Here is a 20,456-nt window from a genome sequence, read left to right as displayed (position 1 = left end):
TGACGTGATCGCGAGATTTCCACGGATTTCCCGCGCTGGCGCCACTCCCGGCCTCGGAGCTCGAAAGTTCTCCGGAATATAGTTTCTCTTGCTAAACTTACACACGGTGGTATCCACAGACGGCCGGTCGGAGCTGCCCGCGTCGGGGAGAAGCGCGCAGCAAGGGTGACGATGACTGACTTGATTACACGGACCGACGAGACCTCCGCGGATCTCGAGACCGCGCGGCGTCGGGTGCGGGTGGATCGCGACCATCCGCGCTACAAATGGGTTGCGCTGTCGAACACCACGCTGGGCGTGCTGCTGGCGACCGTCAATTCGTCCATCGTGCTGATCTCGCTGCCGGCCATCTTCCGGGGTATCGGCCTCAATCCGCTCGCCGCCGGGAATGTGAGCTATCTGCTGTGGATGCTTATGGGCTACCTACTTGCCTCGGCGGTGCTTGTGGTGCTGTTCGGCCGGCTCGGCGATATGTACGGGCGCGTCAAGATCTACAACCTGGGCTTCGTCGTCTTCACCGTCTCGGCAGTGGTGCTGTCCTTTGACCCCTTCCACTACGGCGGGGGCGCGGTGTGGATCATCGCGTGGCGGGTGGTGCAGGGGGTTGGCGGCGCCATGCTGATGGCCAATTCGTCGGCCATCCTCACCGATGCCTTCCCCTCCACCCAGCGCGGTCTCGCGCTGGGCATCAACCAGGTCGCGGCGGTGGCCGGATCGTTCCTAGGGCTGCTCATCGGCGGCGTGCTGTCCGAATGGGACTGGCACGCCATCTTCTGGGTGGGGGTGCCGTTGGGGCTGCTGGGCACCGTCTGGTCGTATCGGTCGCTTGTCGAGATTGATGAGCCGGTGCCCGGCAAGCTGGACTGGGCGGGCACCGTGACGGTGGCGCTGGGGCTGACCGTGCTGCTCACGGGAATCACGTACGGCATTCAGCCGTATGGCAATTCGAGCACCGGCTGGGGCAACCCGCTGGTCTATGGATCGCTGATCGTCGGTGTCGCGCTACTGGTGCTGTTCTGCGTCATCGAGTCGCGAATCGCCGACCCCATGCTCGATATCCGGCTGTTCAAGAACCGGGCCTTCGGGCTGGGGAACCTGGCCAACCTACTGGCCTCGGTGGGCCGGGGCGGGCTGCAGTTCATACTCATCATCTGGCTGCAGGGCATCTGGCTGCCGCTGCGCGGATACAGCTATGAGTCGACGCCACTGTGGGCGGGAATTTTTCTGCTTCCCATGACAATTGGCTTCTTGCTGGCCGGACCGATCGCCGGCGTGCTGTCGGACAAGTACGGTGCCCGGCCATTCGCCACGGGTGGCATGGTGCTCTCGGCGGTGACGTTCTTGGCGCTCATCGCGATCCCAGTAAATTTCAACTACTGGGTGTTCGCGGCGCTGATCTTCCTGAACGGGCTGGGATCGGCGATCTTCACCGCGCCCAATACCGCGGCCATCATGTCGAGCGTGCCGGCTCACCAGCGCGGTGCGGCCTCCGGTGTGCGCGGCACCTTCTTCAACGCCGGCAGCTCGCTATCCATCGGGATCTTCTTCTCCCTCATGATCGTTGGCCTCTCGGGCACTATGCCCGCGGCGATGCAATCGGGATTGACCGGGCAGGGCGTCCCGGCGTCGACGGCCGCCGAGGTGTCCGGCCTGCCCCCGGTGGGGAGCTTGTTCGCGGCGTTCCTCGGCTTCAACCCGATCGGTGAATTGCTTGCTCCGTCAGGAGTTCTCGAGCGTCCGGGGGTCAATGCGGCGGAGCTGACGGGACAGACCTTCTTCCCGACCCTCATCACCGAGCCGTTCCATGCGGGTTTGGTGGTCGTCTTCGTCGCCGCGGCAGTGATGATGGCGGTCGGTGCGCTGGCCTCACTCGGCGCCGGCGGCAGATATGTGCACGAAGACCAATGACTCGTGCTTGAATCTTTCTGGCAAAAGGTTTGCCAGAAAGAGGGGGGCGCTAGATGGATCGCGGAAGAGCGTGGATAGTTGTGGCCATCGCGGTTGGTGCACTAGTGGTGTCATGTTCGAAGGGCGGCGATGATGCGCCGCCACCCAGCCCGGCGCGACCCGTCGACATCGCTGCCGTCGGCAAGCTGCAGGACCAATTTCCCCCAGGCTTCACGGTGCAGCGGTTGCCGCGCTCGGTGCTGACCAAGGACAAGCTTGATCAGATGAACGGTGGCATGGACGCCGCGACATTCGATCCGCCGGAATGCGCGGAATCGATGATGGGCCGCATCCCTATGATGGTAGGCGCCACCATGGAAACGATAAATGGTGTCACAACCGAGGCCGTGGCACCGGGCCTGCCGCTGCCGAAGATGATCAACGTGATCGCGACGGAATCCCCCACGCCCGTGTCCTTGGAGTCTTTCTACAAGGAGGGCTGCGAGAACTCCACGATGGTCATCCCGGACAAGGTGGAGGGCACTGTCGAGACTATCGAGACACCCGATATCGACGGGCTGAAAGTGCATGGCACGCGATCGGTGATCAAACCGCTTACTTCCGGTCCAGGGGTCTCCTTCGAACAGATCATGTACGAGATCGATCTCGATGACCACCATGGGCTGAAGGTGCAGGGTGTGGGCTACTCCGATGTCAGTGCGCTGCAGGCGCTGTTGGTGAAGGCCGTCAAGGCGGTCAGGGGCTAGGCCCGTGCTGGACATCCTGAAACGCACGGCGGCACTGTGGTGGCGGCGGTGGCCGTGGCTAGTCGCCATCTACCTTGTCGGCTGGCTGTTGGGGTACGGCGCCTTGCAGCTGGCGATCGTGGTCAGCGTGCATGTCGGCGGATTCTGGGGCGACCTGTTGGTTCCCGTGGCGGTCTTTGTGCGGGTCTGCACCTGTGTGTTGATGATCTGGGTGCTCAATGGGGAGGACCTGCGCGGCTCCGGCGACGCGAGCGGCCCGCGGGCGTTTCTGAATCGGCTCTCTCCTGCGGTTCTTCCGGTGTTGGCGCTGCTCGCGGCGTGGAAACTGCCCGTTGCGGACATGGACCGCTATCAGTCCGCCAAGATCGACGCAGCTACGTTTTCTCAGCAGGGTGCGTTGATGTCAGCTGACGAGCTCTACAAGTTCATCTTCACCACGGATTGGCGCATGTACACGGCCATCGCCATCGCGTTTATCGCGAGGTTTGTGCTAACACGACTGCGAGATTGGTTGCCGGCGTGGACGCAGTTGATAGCCGCATATCTTGAGGTGACCTGGATCGCGTTGTTGTTCTTCGCCTCGGGTGTGAAACTTTTCGGTACGCCACAATGGATTTCGGAGCGACAGATCGTCTTCTGGTACAACGAGCAGAAGACTGCGGCGTTAAGTCACCTGGGCGTTGTTGGCGCCATCCAGGAGTGGGTGGCCGACAATGTACTGGCGCTCCTTCCAGTGATCCTGCTCCCCCTCACCTGGTTGGCCATCACGGCGCTGGTCCTCCCGAACACGGTCAGTCCCACCTGGATTACGGCCAGCCGGGCGGCGGTGGGAGAGACGATGAGTAATCGCATCGTCGAACGGTCGACCCAGGCGACGAGCAAGATACGGGCCCGGTGGATTCGTGTGCCCGGTGTACTACAGTCCCGCGGTACGGAGTTCGGCCGAAACATGCTGGGTGTTGCGGAAAAACTTGGTGGGACAGCTCGTCTGGTGCTTCACTCGGGTGTCACCACGGTTGCCTTCTACATCCTTGCATTCATGGGTCTGGTCTTACTCTTCCCAAGTGACACCTTCTACGATACCAACATCTCGGACGGGATGGTTTGGCGCGCAGTGGTTTCCCTCATCGGCCCGCGTGATCTGTTCTTTTGGATCAACTACGACGTCATTATCCGCGCGGTGATCGGCGCGGTCGTGGACCCGTTGCGTTTTTGTTTGATGGTGGCGATGTACCAGCACTGTATGGAGCGGGCGCGGCAGAGCGTCAGCGCACCATGAATCGCACGGTGTGACTTCCTTCGATGTTGGTGAAGGTGATGTTGACGGCGTTGATCTGAGCGTCGTCTGGCACCACCATGGCAGCAACCCAGGTGCCAGCTCCGACGCAGATGTTGGCCATCGGCATCCGCTTTATCCATGCGGACACGGAAGTAGGTAAATCGAACGAGCTTTCGGCCCACATCCGGTCCCTGGTGTCCCAGAACGTGAAAAAACACTGGCGCATGGTGGTGTCGGTCTGGTATTTGGCGTGAGCTGTACGGTCGAACTGGATAGCTTCCACCCGTGTGCCCTTGGGAAGTGCCTCGGTGACCGGCGGTCTTATGCGGAGCGCACTCCAGTCCACATCATTCAGATTGGCCGAGCTTCCATAGGGAACAACGATTTTCGGGATCAGATCGCTGCCGGCGCCGGTCCGGTGGGCACGTGCGGCAATCGGAAGTAGCGCGCTGCTTGCGACGACGATGAGGATCAGTGCCAACCAGTTGGAGCGCAGCCAGGCCGTCATCTTGACACCGCCGGAGACGTTACGGCCAGGTAGTCCTTGTGCTGTATGTCGTCCACCTGGACTGGGATGTTGAGTTGAGAGTCGAGCACTGCGTGATACTCGACGCGGCTTCCGATGGACACCGCGTGATAGTTCTCAACACGCAATGCCATAGAGTCGGACAACTTTGCCGCCTCGAAGATGACCTGTTTACGATTTCTGAATCCCGGGTGTGCATTGAGCTCGGAACCAGCAGCAGCCTTGGGAGACAGGACATTTCCGTCCATCAGCAGGTATGGCCGGAGCAAACTGGTTCCTACCACCGCCTGATACTCAAGATCGATGACGACCCAACTGCCCTTTGTGTTCTCGACTACGGACTCGGGCGTCGTTCCGTTCCTCAGATATGTGTAGGCAACCGTCGGTGCCGCATAGACGTTGAGAACTCGGACGTCGAGATTGCGGCCAGTCGATTCATTGGCCGAAACATCGCTGACCGGGAACGGCCCATATGATTCGGACCGCGTGGGAATATGGGTGTACAGCGCAGCGGCGAGAATCAGCATCACGACCGCCGAGGCCGCGCCGAGCGCGCGAATCATATTCTGCCTAGTCATTTCTTGTCGCAACCCTCGGCGCTGGCCCGCAGATCGCCGTAGCCGCCGTCGGGCGCCACCCGCCAAAGATAGGCAGGTGCGCCAGTTTTGGTGGTCGCCAGTTCCGTATTGTGCATCCGGATGTGAAACTCGTTGCCGGATGATGACTTCGGCACAGTCCAGATGATGGTGTACTCCGCGCTCTTGCCCGGTGAGATGGCATCGGCGTTGGTTAGCGGCCCCTGCTCGGCGAAGACGCCCGCGTAGTTTGACGAAGTCGGCGGACTCATCAACTCGAAGATGTTGTCGGGAGTGTTTCGATAGTTGGGTTTGCGAAGGGGCACATCGAACGGCACGGTGCGCATGGAGGTGTTCTCGATGCTCGCGTTCAAGGCGATCACCTGGCCTGTCTTCACGATCTTGACCACGGCAGCGGCGGTCCGGGGAACTTGCGATGGATCGCACACCGCGCGCAGAGAGCGCGGCGTGATGACGAGCGGCCCGTTCTCATAGGGGGCCCCGAAGGAGATATGCGTACCGATGTCGGCCTGGTTCAGGCCTCCGAACGCGGCCGTCACCACCAGGACTGCGATGACGGCTGCGCGCCGCAGATGCGTCAGGGAGAACCGATCGAGCAGTTGCCAACGCTGTTGGGTGGCCTCTGCTGCTGCCCCGTCCCCGCCCATGGGCAAAGCATAAACGGCCGAGACGGCCTGTGTATGGGTCGTTAAATAGTTATTATCTGCCCATGGTGGCGCGGGGGTGAGCGGCGTACTGGATGTCCTCAAACGAACCGCCGTGTTGTGGTGGCGTAATTGCCTGTGGTTGATCGCCATCTACCTTATCGGCTGGCTGGCGCGATTCGGGGCCCTGGAGTTGGCGGTCTACGTGGGGATCCACGTCGGCCAACTGTGGGGTGAACTGTTAGTGCCGTTGGCTATCTTGCTGCGTCTCTTGACGTATGTGGCGATGTTCTGGGTCGTGCGATCCAGCATGGATGTTGAGTCGCAGGCAACGGGTGGCGGCGGATTTGGTGCCGCGGTGGATTCGGTGCTGTCCATTATTTTGCCGGTCTTCGTGCTGTTCGCCGCGTGGCGGCTGATCATGGAAGATCTTCGCGAGTACATGTTGAGACTCAGCGATGAGGCACTGGCCAGCGGTAACGACCTGGTTTTCGGCGGACGGTCGCTGTACCTGGCGATTGGGATCGCCTTCCTGCTTCGGTTTCTCATCACTCGGTTCCGCGACAAATTGCCGGCGTGGACCCAGCTCGTGGCTGTCTACTTCGAGGCGACCTGGGTCTTGCTGTTGGCGGCAGCTGCCGGTGCGAAGCTGATTGGCTCACCCGATTGGGTGTCCAGTCGCCGGGTCGTCGCGTGGTACGGCCAACAGAAGAGCGAGATGTTGTCGCATCTCGGTCCGCTGGCGCGACTTTGGGAGTGGGCCAGCTCGTTTGGTGGGCTGATTCTTCCCACGATTCTGTTGCCGCTCACCTGGATTGCGATTGCCGGGGTGATCCTTGGCACGCGCGCGAACGCAACGTGGGTCGGTGCCGGCCGACGGTTCCTGGGTGAGTCGGGACTCGACAGGCTGACCAACGTCGGCGCAGATCCGCTCCACAAGCTGCGAACGCAACTGGTTCGCTCGCCCAAGGTGTTCCAGGTCCGGGGTCGCGAATTCCTTCGGAACCTATTGGGAATGATCGACAAGCTCGCCGACACCATTCGCCTTGTCTTGCATGCCGGTCCGTTGACGGTGTGCTTCTACATCTGTGCATTCATGGGTCTGGTGTGGCTTTATCCGACCGGGGCGTACTTCGACACCTTCGTATCCGATGGTCACCTGTGGCGTGGTTTAGTGCGGCTGATCGGTCCGCACGAATGGACCTGGTGGGCGGTGTACGGTCCGGCCCTCAGAGTTGCCGTTGGAATGCTGATCGAACCGCTGCGGGTAGCACTACTGGCCGCAATGTATTGGCACTGTGTGGAATGCGCCCGTCACAACGACGCTATGGCGACGTCATCATGAACCGCACAACGGTGCTGGATACCTCGGTCTCGGGTCCACCCAGCAGGTCGATGTCGGTTGCGGTGACGTGGGCGTCCTTGGGCACGAACATGCTCACAACAAACGGACCCGGTGTGCTGCATATCGTCTGATACGGGGACGGCAGCTTGTTCGGGGACCGTGTCGACTTCCATGATCGGCCGTGATCACCGATGAAAGCGGCCCTGCACGTTGTGTGAGGTGGGGCGAGGGCGGCCGGTTTACCGTCAGCGCTGCGATCGAATACCACCGAGACCGTTGACGAGTGTGCGGGCGGTTTCTCGTACTTGTCGATGGGGACGTCGTATGTCCGGAGCCTCCAGAGCACCCCGTCGATTTTCACCGTCGACCCGAATGGGACGACGATCACTGGACGTGATCGGCCTTCAAGACGCTGCCACTGTGGGTACGCGACCACGAGCACATACACCGCGATCGCGGTGACAATCAGCAGGACCGGCGCAACGACGCGCTTACCCAGGCCTCTCACGGGAGTTCTCCGTTGTTGAGTTCGACGCTCGGGCGTTCGACAACACGTGATCGCGGAATGGCGATCTGGAGTTGGGAGTCCAGCTGTGCGCCGATCGTGATGGCCTCCTGATTCTGCATGTGCTCCGCGATCAGAATCATCTCGTCCGGGATCGCGGGGACATCGAAAACGCGCGTAACACGAATCGGCAGTCCGGCTCCGGCAATGGGCGACGAGTCACCGAGGCTCGTAATCTCAGCGATGATCGAGCCCGTGCCGAGCGCGACTTGCAGCATGGATTGTTGGTAAAACGATTCGTAAACCATGTCGATGACAACCCAATGCCCCTCGGTGTCAATATGTTTCGGAGGCTTGAAGGTGCTCTGGCGATTCACGATGGTCTGGGTGCTGTAGACGTTCGTGACCGTCACGGCGATGCTTCTGCCCACCACGCGATTGCCGACGGCGCCCTCGATAACGAGCGGATATGACGTGTTGGCGCGGCTGGGGATACCGCCGTAGAGGTGTACCGCGGTCGCCAGCAATGCGGCGCAGGCCAGTCCGGTTAGTCCCCTCCGCGCCAACTGAAGTTTGTTCATGCGCAGCCACCCAGCTCGAGTTCTATCTCGCCGAACGCCGGGGTGTTGCCGTCCCGTCCCCACGTGGTCGTCGCCTGGATGAACATTTCGCGTTGCGCCGTTTGATACACCCGAAATACCGCCCGCATGCCCGCTTTTGCCGAACCACGTGCCACGGTCCAGAGCATGATTGCCGAGAGTTTCTTTCCGGGGCCGAGCATGCCGACTTGGCCGGCAAGACTGTCGTATCGATACCCACCCTCGTATGACAAGAACGACGGATTCTGCAGCTGGAAGGTGGTGAGGGATGATTCCTGACCTGGACGCTTTGGATAGAACCCAGAATCGAACGGCACGGGAAGGTCCTCGGTGCTGACGATGTCGGCGGTCAGCGCGATCATGTCGGTGTCCTTCAGCAGACTCTCGACCGAAAACTTGAGCTCGGGAGGCAGGTCGGTGGCGGCGCACACCAGGCGCGCACCCCGCACCGTGACCTCGAAGGGCCCGCTGTCGTAGGTTTCGCCCACAGCCAGGGGTGTTCTGGGTTCCACCGTCTCCAGCCCACCGAAGCCGGCGGTCAGCCCGAGCACCGTCACTAGCAGAACCTGCCACAGACTGCTGAGCGAGAAGCGATCGAAGCGTCCCCGTTTCGCCTGCGCGGGCTCCTCCGGTTCAGTCGGATTGCCCGGTTCCTCCCCCTCCATGCGCAAAGCATAAGCGCAGGGTTGCGCACTCGCGGTGAGATGACATTCACGAACACGTCGGCCGACTAGGGGCGTACGTGAAGTTCATCTCGCCGGGCTAGTCCAGATCGACGACGACAGGTGCGTGGTCGCTGGCGCCCTTGCCCTTGCGCTCCTCGCGGTCGATGTGGGCATCGCCCACGCGCTTCGCGAACTCCGATGAGCCGAGCACGAAGTCGATGCGCATCCCACGCTTCTTCGGGAAGCTGAGCTGGGTGTAGTCCCAGTAGGTGTATACCCCGGGCCCGGGAGTGAAAGGCCGTACCACGTCGGCGAATCCGGCATCGTTCATCGCGGTGAAGGCGGCGCGCTCTGGCTCCGAAACGTGGGTGCTGTCCTGGAAGTATTCGACGCTCCAAATGTCGTCGTCGGTGGGGGCGATGTTCCAGTCGCCGACGAGCGCCACCTGCTGGGCGGGGTCGGCGGCGAGCCAGCCGGCCGCCTCGTCGCGCAGCGCGGATAGCCAGCGCAGCTTGTACTGGTAGTGCGGATCCTCCAGGGTCCGGCCGTTCGGCACGTACAGGCTCCACACTCGCACCCCATTGCAGGTGGCGCCCAATGCCCTAGCCTCGACGGCGGCCTCGGCATCTCCGGACGCCCACGTCGGCTGGCCCTCGAAGCCGACGGTCACATCCTCCAGACCGACTCGAGAGGCGATGGCCACACCGTTCCATTGGCTGAAGCCCACATGGGCGACCTCGTATCCGGCATCGGTGAAGGCCTGCATGGGGAACTGCTTGTCGGAGCACTTGGTCTCCTGCATGGCGAGCACATCGGTACCCGACCGTTCGAGCCACGAGATCACCCGGTCGACGCGGGCACGGATCGAGTTCACATTCCAGGTGGCCAATCGCATGACGCCAGCCTACTTTTCGTGCCCGACGGGCCGGATGGCCGCGTACCGGTATCGATGCTGCTCGGTGAAACCCATGGTCGGGTACAGCGCCAGCGCGGCCTCATTCTCGGCGCGCACCTGTACATACGCCCGGCGTGCGCCCTGCGCGGCTCCCCAGCGCAGCATCGCGTCACATATCTGCCTGGCCAGTCCGCGCCTGCGGTGGCCCTCCGCCACCCGCACCGCCGAGATACCGAGCCAGCCTTCGGTGATGGCGCCACGCGCGATGGCGACGGCGGCGCTCGCCTCGATAATGGAGGCGAATCCCAGTGACCCGTCTACCACTGCGGTGAGGACGGGAACGGCCAGCGGGTGGTTATCTCCATGCAGGGCAAGCCAGTCCGAAGACGGCACAGATGGTGCCGTCGACTGAGGCGCGGACGGCGCCTCTTTCAGATCGCGCACCATCACCACGGTTTCGTTGCTGGTCGCCAGCTCGTCGGGCGGATGGATCAACCGGTCGGGCAGGCACAAAAGGGTAGGTAGCCCGCGTTCGGAATACCATGAGTCCACGTCGCCAAGTGAGCGGGGTGACGCCGAATGTTCCAGTGGTACAGCGGAATTACCGCGGTGTGTGTGCCCGTTCGATGCCCTGACGAACCACCCGTCCAACCAGTCGTGCTCGATGCCCGGCCAGGCGAAGGCCGCGGCTCGCTCCACTGATCTGATGTCTCGATTCAGCACCGGAACCGGCGGCAGTACGCGCACCGAGACAATGTCGGAAGCCGAAATATCCACCACTGCACCGGATTTGTGCAACACCTGCACAACGGGATGTGTTGCGACCAACTCTCCGACAGTATCGGTAAACGGGGGTACCGAGCCGGCGGGACGTCGACTGCGGATGGCTACCCGCGTCCCGAGGTCAGGAAAGGGCACCGTGCCGTCCTCTTAATGTCCGAACGGGTCGGCGACTTCTCCTGGCATCCAACTCAATCCGGGCACTCCCCAGCCATTGGACTTGACGGCGCGCTTGGCGGCGCGGGTGTTTCGCCCGACCAGTTTGTCTATATAGAGGAATCCGTCGAGGTGCCCGGTCTCGTGCTGCAGCATGCGCGCGAACAGATCGTTGCCCTCGAGCGTGATTTCCTTACCGTCGGCGTCCAGGCCGGTGACCCGCGCCCACGCCGCACGGCCGGTGGGGAAGGACTCGCCGGGCACCGAGAGGCACCCCTCCTCGTCGTCATCCGGGTCGGGCATCGTCTCGGGAATCTCAGAGGTTTCCAGGACCGGGTTGATCACCACACCGCGTTGACGGGTACCGCCGCCCCGGGTATCGGCGCAGTCGTAGACGAAGAGGCGCAGCGGCACGCCGATCTGGTTGGCGGCGAGACCGACGCCGTTAGCGGCGTCCATGGTCTCGTACATGTTGGAGATCAGCTCGGGCAGATCGGCGGGCAGCGAACCGTCTGCACCCACCTGAACCGGCTCGGTGGGTGCATGCAGCACCGGGTCGCCAACGATGCGGATAGGAACAATAGCCACGGAAGGCAAGCTATCGGCTCGGTATTGGCGGCCGACGCGCGGGGTTGGCTAGCCGCAGTTGCGGTTTGAGCGTGGTTAAATATCGCCGAACCACAATGTTGTAGTTATCGCGATCGATCAAAGAGACAAGCAACAAACCGCCCCGGTTGGGTCTAGGAGCTTTTATGGACGGCGCCCAGGCGCGAGCTGAGCAGTCGAAGGCTGCGCATGCTGGTCAGGATTCGCCTGCCGTCGGCGCGGACGGAGTCGAGATCGCTGCCGGTTTGAGCCGGCGCGAGCACGACATCCTGGCCTTCGAGCGGCAGTGGTGGAAGTACGCGGGTTCCAAGGAAGACGCCATCAAGGAGCTCTTCGGCATGTCGGCGACCCGCTACTACCAGGTGCTGAACACCCTGGTAGATCGTCAAGAGGCCCTGGCAGCGGACCCGATGCTGGTTAAGCGGTTGCGCAGACTGCGTGCGAGCCGTCAGAAGGCCCGCGCGGCTCGCCGCCTGGGGTTCGAGGTCACATGATCGTGTCGCCACAGCGCGGCATGAGCCACGCTAAATAGGTGCTGGCGCCCGCGGACCGTACAGTGGATTCACGATGAACGAACGCGTAACCGATTCTCATGGTCTGCCGCTACGCGCCATGGTGATGGTCCTGCTGTTTCTCGGTATCATCTTCCTGCTGGTGGGGTTCAATGCAGTCGGATCCGACAAGTCCGCGTCGTCTGATTCGGCCACCACTACATCGGTTGCCGCTGCAGCCCCCAAGTCGACGACACCGCCTCCGGCCCCAAAGCCCGAGGTCCGCGTCTATAACACCACCTCGGTCCCAGACCTGGCGCGGGGTGCAGCCGACCAGGTCGCGGGCGCGGGCTGGAAGGTCACCGAAGTGGGCAATCTGCCCATGCCCGAAGTCAACGTGACGACGGTGTTCTTCGGCAAGACCGCGGGGGAAGAGGAAGCAGCCCACGAAATCGCCAAGGTGCTCGGTGTTCAGGCCATACCGCGGGCGCCCGAGCTGGTCGAACAGCCGCCCGGCGTGGTCGTCGCCGTCGCCATCTGATCGAGCGACACCGGACTGACGGACTAGCCCTGCGGGTGCCGGGCCTCGTTGGTGAGGTGGCATGATGAGGGCCATGGTTAAGCCCCGCGCCAGCGTCTGTGCCGTTTCAAGTGCCTCAGCCAAGCCTCTGCTCTTTGCGACCGGAACCCTTGCCGCTGTTGCGTTGTCCCTGACCGGATGCTCTCCGGATCAGCACGCCAGCACCACGCCGGGGACCACGCCTCCGGTGTGGACCGGTTCCACCGCGCCGTCGACCGCGGGTGAACACGGTGGTCATGGCAACGGCGAGCAGACGATCCCGTCCGGCGAGAAACTCAACGCCACGCTCAAGCTGGCCGACGGCACTCCGGTGGCTTCCGCTGTATTCGTGTTCCAGGACGGGCACGCCACCATCACGGTGAAGACCACCGAAAACGGCAAGCTGACGCCGGGATTCCACGGGCTGCACATCCACTCCTACAAGAAGTGCGACCCCAACTCCACGGCACCGGCCGGCGGTACCCCGGGTGACTTCCTCTCCGCGGGTGGGCATTTCAATGTCCCCGGATACACCGGGCACCCGTCCAGCGGCGACCTGGTGTCGCTGAACATCCTCAAGGATGGTTCCGGCGAGCTGGTCACCACCGCCGACTCATTCACCAAAGACGATCTGACTGCGGGCGCCGGTACGGCGATCATCATTCACGAGAAGTCGGATAACTTCGCCAACATCCCGCCCGAGCGGTACACCCAAGCCAACGGTACCGCGGGCCCCGACGACACCACGAAGTCGACGGGCGATGCCGGCAAGCGCGTGGCCTGCGGTGTCATTGACGCCGGCTAGCCGCTTGCTGGGCCGATTCGTCGCGGCTCCGCGACGGAGCTTGCATGATTGAGTACCACGGGTCGCCGCGTCCCACTTTGGGGGTGGAGTGGGAGTTCGCACTGGTCGATGCGCAGACCCGGGACCTCACGAACGAGGCCTCCGCGGTGCTGGCAGCGATAGGTGACACCCCGCACGTTCACAAGGAGCTGCTGCGCAACACCATCGAGGTCGTCACCGGAATCTGCACGACGGTCGATGAGGCTATGCAGGATCTGCAGGCGACGCTCTCGACCGTGCGGCCCCTCGTACGTTCGATGGGCATGGAGCTGTTCTGTGCTGGCACGCACCCCTTTGCCCGTTGGTCGGCGCAGAAGCTTACCGAGGCGCCGCGCTATGACGAGTTGATCGCCCGCACCCAATGGTGGGGACGCCAGATGTTGATCTGGGGCGTGCATGTGCACGTCGGTGTCTCCTCGAAGCACAAGGTGATGCCGATCGTCACCTCGATGCTGAACTACTATCCGCACCTGCTGGCGCTGTCGGCCTCTTCGCCCATGTGGGAGGGGCAGGACACCGGGTACGCCAGTAACCGGGCCATGATGTTTCAGCAGCTGCCCACCGCCGGATTGCCCTTCCATTTCCAGACGTGGGATCAGTTCGAGGGCTTCGTCGGCGATCAAATGAAGACCGGGATCATCGACCAGCTCAACGAAATCCGGTGGGATATCAGGCCTTCACCGGCGCTGGGCACTGTCGAGGTCCGGATATTCGACGGGATCTCCAATGTTGCCGAGCTTGAAGCGCTGGTGGCGTTGACCCACTGCCTGGTGGTCGACCTGGATCGCAAGCTGGAAGCGGGGGAGTCGCTGCCCACCATGCCGCCCTGGCATGTGCAGGAAAACAAATGGCGCAGTGCGCGATACGGGCTCGATGCCGTCATCATCCTCGATGAGGACAGCAACGAGAGACTGGTTACCGACGACCTCGACGACCTGCTGACCCGGCTGCAGCCCATCGCGCGCCTGCTGGAATGTGAGAAGGAGCTGGCCGCGGTGGAGGAGATCTACCGGCACGGCGGCTCCTATCAGCGTCAGCGGCGAGTTGCCGAAGAGCACGACGGCGACCTGGGTGCGGTCGTTGACTCCGTGGTCAACGAACTTGACTCATTACCTGGCTAACAGCACTGCAATCCGGTGACGGACCAACGGAATACAGGAATGAACCGCGCGGAACTCCTGGCGCACAACATCATGCGCGACAAATAGATTCGCTCCTAAACCGACAGCCAGAAGTCCAGAATCACGGCGGCCTGCTGCTCTGGGTTGCCTCCGGTGTCGTCGCTGGGGTGCAGCACCAGCTCGGCCTTCTTAGGGGCCTCATACGGCGCATTGACCCCGGTGAAGTCGCTGATCTCTCCGGCGCGAGCCTTCGCGTACATCCCCTTCGGGTCGCGCTGCTCGCAGATCTCGACCGGGGTGTCGACGAACACCTCGATGAACGGCAGCCCGGCCTTTTCGTGCTGGTTCCGGATCTTGTCGCGATCGGCTTGATAGGGGCTAATGAGCGCAGCCACCGCGACAACGCCCGAGTCGGAAAGGATCTGGGCGACGGCCCCGACACGACGCACGTTCTCAGCTCGGTCGGCCGCCGAGAATCCTAGGTCGGCGTTGAGGCCATGCCGCAGGTTGTCGCCGTCGAGCCGATACGCGGGAATGCCCATCGCCACCAGACGTCGCTCCAGCTCGACTGCCACCGTGGACTTTCCGGAGGCCGAGAGCCCGGTGATCCAGATCGTTCCGCCCTTCGTGGAGCGCTCCTCGCGAGAGATCGCGGAAGAATGCCAGACAACCTTGGACTGATGGAGCGTGGGCCCGGAAATCATGCCGGCCGCGACGGTGTTGTTGGTGGCCTCGTCGATCAGAATGAAGGCGCCCGTGGTCCGGTTGCGCCGGTACGGGTCGAACATGATCGGCCGCTGCAGCCGCAGCTGCACCCGGCCGATCTCGTTGAGCTTGAGCTCCTTTGCCTCCTGATCGCGGTGCAGGCTGTTGACATCGAGTCGGTAGTCCAGCCCGGCGACGGCCACCTTCACCGTCGAATTCGCGTGCTGCATCACCAACCGTGAGCCCTCGGACAGCGCGGATGCGTCCGTGAACCAGCACACCATGGCATCGATCTGTGCGCCGACAAGCGGCCGGTTGTTCGGACGGCAGAGCATGTCGCCGCGACCCAGGTCCAGCTGATCGGCGAGTTGCACGCTGACCGCGCTTCCGGCGAAGGCCTCATCTACGACCGATCCGCCCGGTCCCCAGATGGCCGACACCGTCGAGGTGAAACCGGAAGGCAGCGCGACGATCTCGTCACCGGGCTTGAAGACACCGCTCGCGACGGTTCCGGCTACCGCGCGGAAGTCATGCAGGTCGGTGATCTGCTCGGCCCCCGGCGCCGCCGCACCGCCCTGAGGGCGGATGACGTACTGGATGGGGAAGCGCGCGTCGATCAGGTTGCGGTCCGACGAAATATGCACCTGCTCAATGTGATGCAGCAGCGAGGGGCCCTCGTACCACGGGGTGTTGGTGGACCTGGTGACGATGTTGTCGCCGAGCAGCGCCGACACCGGGATGGCGGTGAGGTCATGCAGCTCCAGCTTGGTCGCGAACCGTCGGAACTCCTCCTTGATTTCATCGAATCGCTGAGGCGACCAATCGACCAGATCCATCTTGTTGATGCACAGCACCACGTGTTCGACACCGAGCAGTGAGGTGATGAATGCATGTCGCCGGGTCTGCTGGGTCAGACCATTGCGGGCATCGACCAGAATGATGGCCAGGTCGGCAGTGGAGGCGCCGGTCACCATGTTGCGGGTGTACTGCTCATGTCCGGGGGTATCGGCGATGATGAATTTACGTGCGGGCGTGGAGAAGTAGCGGTGGGCGACATCGATGGTGATGCCCTGTTCACGCTCCGCGCGCAGCCCATCGGTGAGCAGTGCCAGGTTGGTGTGCGTCTCGCCCTTGGCCTTGCTGCTGGCCTCCACCGCCGCAAGCTGGTCGGCGAAAATCGACTTCGAGTCGTACAGCAGACGCCCGATGAGGGTGGACTTGCCGTCGTCGACGCTGCCCGCGGTGGCGACGCGGATGAGCTCCTGTGCGGGCTCGGCGGTTTCGGTCACGGTGCTCATCAGCTCTGCCCTTTGTTCTTCGCGCAAGCGGCTCATCAGAAATACCCTTCCTTCTTGCGGTCTTCCATGCCGGCCTCGGAGATCCGGTCGTCGGCGCGAGTGGCTCCGCGCTCGGTGATACGTGTGGCGGCAACCTCTTCCACCACGGCGGTCGGAGTTGATGCGACGGACTCGACGGCTCCGGTGCAGGTGGCGTCGCCGATGGTTCTAAACCGCACTGACTTCTCGACAAGCTCCTCGCCCGGTTGCAGCGTGAGGAACTTGGTGTCTGCCAACAGCATTCCGTCGCGCTCGACCACGTGGCGGTTGTGCGCGTAGTACAGCGGTGGGAGCGTGATGTTCTCGGACTCGATGTACTGCCAGATGTCCAGCTCGGTCCAGTTGGACAGCGGGAACACCCGGATGTGCTCACCCTTGCGGTGGCGTCCGTTGTAGATGTTCCAGAGCTCCGGGCGCTGCGCACGAGGGTCCCACTGACCGAACTCGTCGCGGAAACTGAACACGCGCTCCTTGGCCCGGGCCTTCTCCTCGTCGCGACGGGCGCCGCCGAACACCGCGTCGAACCGGTGCTCGTTGATGCTGCGCAGCAAGGTCGCGGTCTGCAGGCGGTTACGGGTGGCGCCCGGTCCGGTCTCCTCGACCACTGCGCCGGAGTCGATATCGTCCTGCACGCTGCCGACCTCGAGACGCAGGTTGTACCGGCTCACGGTCTCGTCGCGGAAGGCGATGACCTCATCGAAGTTGTGCCCCGTGTCGATGTGCATGACGGGGAAGGGCAGCGGCGACGGCCAGAACGCCTTGGCCGCGACGTGCAGCATGACGACGGAATCCTTGCCCCCGGAGAACAGCAGCACGGGCCTCTCGAAGGTTGCTGCGACCTCTCGAAAGATGTACACCGCCTCGGCTTCTAGGGCGTTCAAGTGCGACAACTCATACGAATCGGCTGGTGATGAGCCGCTCGCGCGAAGAACGTTGGTATCTGCCGTCATCCTCGACTCCTTTGATGGTCCAAATATGTACCGCATCGGTTCGTATTCGGTCCAGCCCAGACTAGAACGCGTTCTCGTGGGGTGTCAATGGGCGAGACGTCGAGTGTGGGCCCCAGTGCGCGAAAACCGCCGAGTGTGAGCACTGGCGCTCACACTCGGCGGAGGGGGAATGGGGGCGAGCTAGGCGGGCTTGATCCCACCGATGTGTTCGGTGATTCCGTCAGCGGTACGGACGAGCGCCTGGGCGCGAGCCGTGATCTCGGCGTCGGTGAGATCGTCGGCGATGTAGAGGCTCGCAACCATGGCCTGCTTGCGGTTGTGGTCGTAGACCGGTGCGGACATCACGTTCACCCGGTGGCGCACCTTCGCGCCGGAACCGACGGTGTAGTTTTCGCTGCGCAGGTAGACCCGTTCGCCGATGCCCGAAACAATCTCGCCGAGTAGCGCGCGCAGCTCGTTGGGGATGTCACCGGGCACCCCTGCCATCAGGGAATACAGCTGGCGGCCGGCGGGGGTCAGCAGCTCGACAAGATAGCCGTCGCTGCGGCATTCCTCGATCACCTTGCGCAGCCGGTCATCCGCGGTGCGGCCGGGTGCGGTGGGGTCCTTGGCCAGCCAGGAGGCGATGGTCTCGTCGGTATCCCAGAGCACGAACATCAGGCCGACCGGAGGGGTGAACGGATAGCTCTGGCCGACCTCCACGCGCACGGGGTGCTCGGGGTCGCTGACCACCTCGAGCACGGTCACCCGATCGCTCACCACGGCGGACAGTGCCGCGGTGTGGCCGAATTCGCGTGTCAGTGAGAGCAATTGGTCCCGGCTGGCGGGCTTGGCCCGCAGCGACTCCTGGGCGGCTCTGCCGATACGGATCAGCGCCGGGCCCAGGGTGTACGTCTTATCGCGGTCGTCCCTGATGAGATACCCCGACTCGGCGAGAGTGGTTACGATGCCCAGGCAGGTCGGCTTGCTCAGGCCAAGGCGCCGTGCCAGCTCGGAGAGCCCGAAGCGTTCGGTGCGGTGCCCAGCCATGAAGTCGAGCACCGCCATCACGCGTTCGGTAGGGGGCGACGTCCTGCCTCGATCCGCAGTCATTCCCGGGGCCACGACGAAACCTCCTGTGCCGCTGCGCGGTTCCTGGCATTCTTGACGTACCTGGTCATCGCGCTCTACTGTCTGGGGGGATTCTACCACTGCGGTACAGATTTGTACCAGTCAGGAGCGCCATGTACAGCGAGGCATTCACCGCTGCGATCGCGGAGTCGGAGGAGCTGATCGCCGCGGCACCGCACATCGACACCGAAGCAGATCTGCTGGAGGGGCTGCAGTATTTGGCGCAGGGGATTGCTGCCTGTACCCACATGGCATTTCACACCGACCGTGATCACCCGTTCCTGCTGTCCGGTACGGGGCCGTTTACGAAGATGGGGTTGGACAACCCAGACACGCTGTACTTCGGTGCTCGCGTCAATGGCGAGTACGAGTATGTGGTCACCGGAAAGCGTGGCAGCACTACCGATCTGAGCTTTCAAGTGCTCGGTGGGGGTGACTACACCGACAAGAACGTCCCGGGTAGCGCGATTGCGTTCGATGACCGTGAGATCCATATCGAGAGCGACGGCAGTTTCGAGGTCCGATTTGGCCCCGGGCCAGCCAGCGGTACGCGGCCCAACTACTTCACCCTCGGGCCCGGATCGGCGCAACTGGTCATGCGTGAGGTGTACAGCGATTGGCGTGAGCAGCGTGGCAGCCTTGCTATTGCGCGGGTGGACACTGCCGGCACCGCGCCCGCCTCGCTTACCAAGGAGCAGATCGAAAGGCGTTATGCCAGTGCCGGTAAGCAGCTGGTGAATCGCGTCAAGACGTGGCTACAGTTCCCCAAGTGGTTCTACGACAATCTGCCGGTCAACACCATGACCGAGCCTCGTCTGACCCCAGGCGGCCTCGCCACCCAGTTCTCCTCGGTGGGTCATTACGACCTCGCTGAAGATCAGGCGATGATCATCACCGTTCCGAAATCCGATGCGCCGTATCAGGGTTTCCAGCTGGGCAGTCTCTGGTACATCTCGCTCGACTACATCAACCATCAGACGTCACTGAACTCCAGCCAGGCGCAGGTCGATCCCGACGGCTACATCCGGATGGTGGTGAGCAACGTCAATCCCGGTGTCACCAACTGGATTGAGACGTTGGGCCACCGGCGTGCGTATCTGCAGTTCCGGTGGCAGCGGGCGGACAGGCAGCTGACCGCCGCCGACGGCCCGACCGTCGAGGTAGTCGGCATCGAGGAAGTCGCCACCAAGTTGCCGCACTATGAGCTCAATCAGATCAGCGCGGAGGGCTGGCGCAGTCGCATCGCGGAACGTCAGACTGCCATCGGCGCAAGGATGTTGGGCTAGTGACAAATCTTCTCAACTTCGATGGCAAGGTCGCCGTCATATCGGGTATCGGACCCGGTCTTGGTGCCACGCTGGCCATCAAGTTCGCCGAGGCGGGCGCGGATGTGGTTCTCGCCGCACGTACTCAATCGCGGCTTGACGAGGTGGCCGAACAGGTCACCGCCCTTGGCCGCAAGGCGCTTACGGTGGCCACGGATATCACCGACGAGGCCAGCGTCGCGAACCTTGTGGAACGCGCGACGGAAACCTTTGGCGGCGTCCATGTTCTCGTCAACAATGCTTTCAGTATCCCGTCCATGAAGTCTCTGGAGAAGACGGACTATCAGCACATACGCGATAGCGTCGAACTCTCGGTGGTCGGCACACTCCGTTTGACGCAGAAGTTGGCCTCCTCTCTCGCACAATCGAAGGGGGCGGTGGTCAACATCAACTCGATGGTGATCCGGCACTCGCAGATTCGGTATGGCAGTTACAAGATCGCCAAGGCCGCGCTGCTCGCCATGTCCCAATCGCTGGCCACGGAGCTGGGGCCGCAGGGCGTGCGGGTGAATTCGGTTGTTCCCGGGTATATGTGGGGCGAGAATCTCAAGGGGTACTTCGAGCATCAGGCCAAGAAATACGGCGGTACCGTCGAGCAGATTTACGAGTACACGGCGGCGAATTCGGATCTCAAGCGCCTCCCGACTAGCGAGGAAGTGGCCAATGCCGTGCTGTTCCTTGCCTCCGGCCTGGCGAGCGGGATCACCGGCCAGGCCCTCGATGTCAACTGCGGCGAGTTCCATGCCTAGACACAAGGAGTACAG

22 protein-coding genes are annotated in these 20,456 nt (G+C 62.8%); 10 read left to right on the top strand and 12 right to left on the bottom strand.

What is annotated here, in order from left to right; translation table 11 throughout:
• Positions 1–171 precede the first annotated feature (171 nt).
• Genes FZI91_RS05980 through FZI91_RS05970 form a run of 3 tightly spaced genes read left to right on the top strand, consistent with a single transcriptional unit; the run spans position 172 to position 3,933 of the window.
• Entirely contained in the window at positions 172–1,908 is a 1,737-nt protein-coding gene (locus tag FZI91_RS05980; RefSeq protein ID WP_155937964.1) for an MFS transporter, read from the top strand.
• Between the two features lie 53 nt (positions 1,909–1,961).
• Positions 1,962–2,654, top strand: coding sequence for a DUF5642 family protein (locus tag FZI91_RS05975; protein WP_155937963.1), 693 nt, complete (start codon positions 1,962–1,964; stop codon positions 2,652–2,654).
• Between the two features lie 4 nt (positions 2,655–2,658).
• Entirely contained in the window at positions 2,659–3,933 is a 1,275-nt protein-coding gene (locus FZI91_RS05970) for a hypothetical protein (protein WP_155937962.1), read from the top strand.
• Here FZI91_RS05970 and FZI91_RS05965 read toward each other — a convergent pair.
• From FZI91_RS05965 to FZI91_RS05955, 3 genes are read right to left on the bottom strand one after another with little or no spacing between them, the layout of a single operon-like run.
• Positions 3,920–4,441: a hypothetical protein gene (locus tag FZI91_RS05965; protein WP_155937961.1), complete on the bottom strand. Its 522-nt coding sequence runs from the start codon at positions 4,439–4,441 to the stop codon at positions 3,920–3,922. The two genes, FZI91_RS05970 and FZI91_RS05965, sit on opposite strands and share 14 nt — an antisense overlap.
• Positions 4,438–5,022 carry a hypothetical protein gene (locus FZI91_RS05960; RefSeq protein ID WP_155937960.1) on the bottom strand — a complete coding sequence of 195 codons (585 nt, stop codon included), beginning with the start codon at positions 5,020–5,022 and terminating at the stop codon, positions 4,438–4,440. The genes FZI91_RS05965 and FZI91_RS05960 overlap by 4 nt, the downstream gene beginning before the upstream one ends.
• 11 nt (positions 5,023–5,033) lie before the next feature.
• Positions 5,034–5,702 carry a hypothetical protein gene (locus tag FZI91_RS05955; protein ID WP_155937959.1) on the bottom strand — a complete coding sequence of 223 codons (669 nt, stop codon included), beginning with the start codon at positions 5,700–5,702 and terminating at the stop codon, positions 5,034–5,036.
• Positions 5,703–5,778: 76 nt separating this feature from the next.
• Here FZI91_RS05955 and FZI91_RS05950 point away from each other — a divergent pair, with 76 nt between their 5' ends.
• Positions 5,779–7,044 (top strand): hypothetical protein, encoded by a 1,266-nt coding sequence (locus FZI91_RS05950; protein ID WP_162525379.1) that lies wholly within the window; start codon positions 5,779–5,781, stop codon positions 7,042–7,044.
• Here the strand turns inward: FZI91_RS05950 and FZI91_RS05945 are convergent.
• The 6 genes from FZI91_RS05945 to FZI91_RS05920 all read right to left on the bottom strand — a co-directional run bounded on the left by FZI91_RS05945 (position 7,025) and on the right by FZI91_RS05920 (position 11,232).
• Positions 7,025–7,552, bottom strand: a complete 528-nt coding sequence (locus FZI91_RS05945; protein WP_155937958.1) for a hypothetical protein — start codon at positions 7,550–7,552, stop codon at positions 7,025–7,027. The two genes, FZI91_RS05950 and FZI91_RS05945, sit on opposite strands and share 20 nt — an antisense overlap.
• Entirely contained in the window at positions 7,549–8,130 is a 582-nt protein-coding gene (locus FZI91_RS05940) for a hypothetical protein (protein ID WP_155937957.1), read from the bottom strand. Before FZI91_RS05940 ends, FZI91_RS05945 begins: the two co-directional genes overlap by 4 nt.
• Entirely contained in the window at positions 8,127–8,813 is a 687-nt protein-coding gene (locus tag FZI91_RS05935; protein ID WP_155937956.1) for a hypothetical protein, read from the bottom strand. The genes FZI91_RS05940 and FZI91_RS05935 overlap by 4 nt, the downstream gene beginning before the upstream one ends.
• A gap of 97 nt (positions 8,814–8,910) precedes the next feature.
• Complete coding sequence (locus FZI91_RS05930; RefSeq protein ID WP_155937955.1) at positions 8,911–9,708, bottom strand: exodeoxyribonuclease III; 798 nt, start codon at positions 9,706–9,708, stop codon at positions 8,911–8,913.
• 9 nt (positions 9,709–9,717) lie between these two features.
• A complete protein-coding gene (locus FZI91_RS05925) occupies positions 9,718–10,626 on the bottom strand; it encodes a GNAT family N-acetyltransferase (protein ID WP_162525378.1) in 909 nt (302 codons plus the stop codon).
• 12 nt (positions 10,627–10,638) lie between these two features.
• Positions 10,639–11,232, bottom strand: a complete 594-nt coding sequence (locus FZI91_RS05920; RefSeq protein WP_162525377.1) for a peptide deformylase — start codon at positions 11,230–11,232, stop codon at positions 10,639–10,641.
• 164 nt (positions 11,233–11,396) lie between these two features.
• Between FZI91_RS05920 and FZI91_RS05915 the strand changes: the two genes are divergently transcribed.
• The 4 genes from FZI91_RS05915 (at position 11,397) to FZI91_RS05900 (ending at position 14,265) form a co-directional block, all read left to right on the top strand.
• Complete coding sequence (locus FZI91_RS05915) at positions 11,397–11,744, top strand: DUF3263 domain-containing protein (RefSeq protein ID WP_155937953.1); 348 nt, start codon at positions 11,397–11,399, stop codon at positions 11,742–11,744.
• A 73-nt stretch (positions 11,745–11,817) separates the two neighbouring features.
• A complete protein-coding gene (locus FZI91_RS05910) occupies positions 11,818–12,282 on the top strand; it encodes a LytR C-terminal domain-containing protein (RefSeq protein WP_155937952.1) in 465 nt (154 codons plus the stop codon).
• Between the two features lie 73 nt (positions 12,283–12,355).
• Positions 12,356–13,105, top strand: coding sequence for a superoxide dismutase[Cu-Zn] (gene sodC, locus FZI91_RS05905; RefSeq protein ID WP_155937951.1), 750 nt, complete (start codon positions 12,356–12,358; stop codon positions 13,103–13,105).
• A 44-nt stretch (positions 13,106–13,149) separates the two neighbouring features.
• Positions 13,150–14,265, top strand: a complete 1,116-nt coding sequence (locus FZI91_RS05900) for a glutamate--cysteine ligase (protein WP_155937950.1) — start codon at positions 13,150–13,152, stop codon at positions 14,263–14,265.
• 95 nt (positions 14,266–14,360) lie between these two features.
• Here FZI91_RS05900 and cysC read toward each other — a convergent pair whose 3' ends face one another.
• The 3 genes from cysC to FZI91_RS05885 form a co-directional block, all read right to left on the bottom strand.
• Positions 14,361–16,268, bottom strand: a complete 1,908-nt coding sequence (cysC, locus tag FZI91_RS05895; RefSeq protein ID WP_155938514.1) for an adenylyl-sulfate kinase — start codon at positions 16,266–16,268, stop codon at positions 14,361–14,363.
• 35 nt (positions 16,269–16,303) lie between these two features.
• Entirely contained in the window at positions 16,304–17,257 is a 954-nt protein-coding gene (gene cysD / locus FZI91_RS05890) for a sulfate adenylyltransferase subunit CysD (RefSeq protein ID WP_155937949.1), read from the bottom strand.
• A gap of 180 nt (positions 17,258–17,437) precedes the next feature.
• Positions 17,438–18,349 carry an IclR family transcriptional regulator gene (locus FZI91_RS05885; protein WP_155937948.1) on the bottom strand — a complete coding sequence of 304 codons (912 nt, stop codon included), beginning with the start codon at positions 18,347–18,349 and terminating at the stop codon, positions 17,438–17,440.
• Positions 18,350–18,480: 131 nt separating this feature from the next.
• Here FZI91_RS05885 and FZI91_RS05880 point away from each other — a divergent pair, with 131 nt between their 5' ends.
• Positions 18,481–19,653, top strand: a complete 1,173-nt coding sequence (locus tag FZI91_RS05880; protein WP_155937947.1) for a hypothetical protein — start codon at positions 18,481–18,483, stop codon at positions 19,651–19,653.
• The gene (locus tag FZI91_RS05875; RefSeq protein WP_162525376.1) at positions 19,653–20,441 is read left to right on the top strand and encodes an SDR family oxidoreductase; all 789 of its coding nucleotides are present in this window, start codon (positions 19,653–19,655) and stop codon (positions 20,439–20,441) included. The genes FZI91_RS05880 and FZI91_RS05875 overlap by 1 nt, the downstream gene beginning before the upstream one ends.
• The last annotated feature ends 15 nt before the right edge of the window (positions 20,442–20,456 follow it).

Source organism: Mycobacteroides sp. CBMA 271 (assembly GCF_009729205.1).
In the GTDB taxonomy this organism is placed as follows: Bacteria; Actinomycetota; Actinomycetes; order Mycobacteriales; family Mycobacteriaceae; genus Mycobacterium.
Note: the sequence above shows the minus strand (reverse complement) of the source record. Positions and strands in the feature narration are given on the sequence as shown.

Coding starts and splice junctions, on each gene's coding strand:
- FZI91_RS05980 (WP_155937964.1), top strand. CDS start 172: ATGACTGACTTGATTACACGGACCGACGAGACCTCCGCGGATCTCGAG.
- FZI91_RS05975 (WP_155937963.1), top strand. CDS start 1,962: ATGGATCGCGGAAGAGCGTGGATAGTTGTGGCCATCGCGGTTGGTGCA.
- FZI91_RS05965 (WP_155937961.1), bottom strand. CDS start 4,441: ATGACGGCCTGGCTGCGCTCCAACTGGTTGGCACTGATCCTCATCGTC.
- FZI91_RS05960 (WP_155937960.1), bottom strand. CDS start 5,022: ATGATTCGCGCGCTCGGCGCGGCCTCGGCGGTCGTGATGCTGATTCTC.
- FZI91_RS05955 (WP_155937959.1), bottom strand. CDS start 5,702: ATGGGCGGGGACGGGGCAGCAGCAGAGGCCACCCAACAGCGTTGGCAA.
- FZI91_RS05940 (WP_155937957.1), bottom strand. CDS start 8,130: ATGAACAAACTTCAGTTGGCGCGGAGGGGACTAACCGGACTGGCCTGC.
- FZI91_RS05935 (WP_155937956.1), bottom strand. CDS start 8,813: ATGGAGGGGGAGGAACCGGGCAATCCGACTGAACCGGAGGAGCCCGCG.
- FZI91_RS05930 (WP_155937955.1), bottom strand. CDS start 9,708: ATGCGATTGGCCACCTGGAATGTGAACTCGATCCGTGCCCGCGTCGAC.
- FZI91_RS05915 (WP_155937953.1), top strand. CDS start 11,397: ATGGACGGCGCCCAGGCGCGAGCTGAGCAGTCGAAGGCTGCGCATGCT.
- FZI91_RS05910 (WP_155937952.1), top strand. CDS start 11,818: ATGAACGAACGCGTAACCGATTCTCATGGTCTGCCGCTACGCGCCATG.
- sodC (WP_155937951.1), top strand. CDS start 12,356: ATGGTTAAGCCCCGCGCCAGCGTCTGTGCCGTTTCAAGTGCCTCAGCC.
- FZI91_RS05900 (WP_155937950.1), top strand. CDS start 13,150: ATGATTGAGTACCACGGGTCGCCGCGTCCCACTTTGGGGGTGGAGTGG.
- cysC (WP_155938514.1), bottom strand. CDS start 16,268: ATGAGCACCGTGACCGAAACCGCCGAGCCCGCACAGGAGCTCATCCGC.
- cysD (WP_155937949.1), bottom strand. CDS start 17,257: ATGACGGCAGATACCAACGTTCTTCGCGCGAGCGGCTCATCACCAGCC.
- FZI91_RS05885 (WP_155937948.1), bottom strand. CDS start 18,349: ATGACTGCGGATCGAGGCAGGACGTCGCCCCCTACCGAACGCGTGATG.
- FZI91_RS05880 (WP_155937947.1), top strand. CDS start 18,481: ATGTACAGCGAGGCATTCACCGCTGCGATCGCGGAGTCGGAGGAGCTG.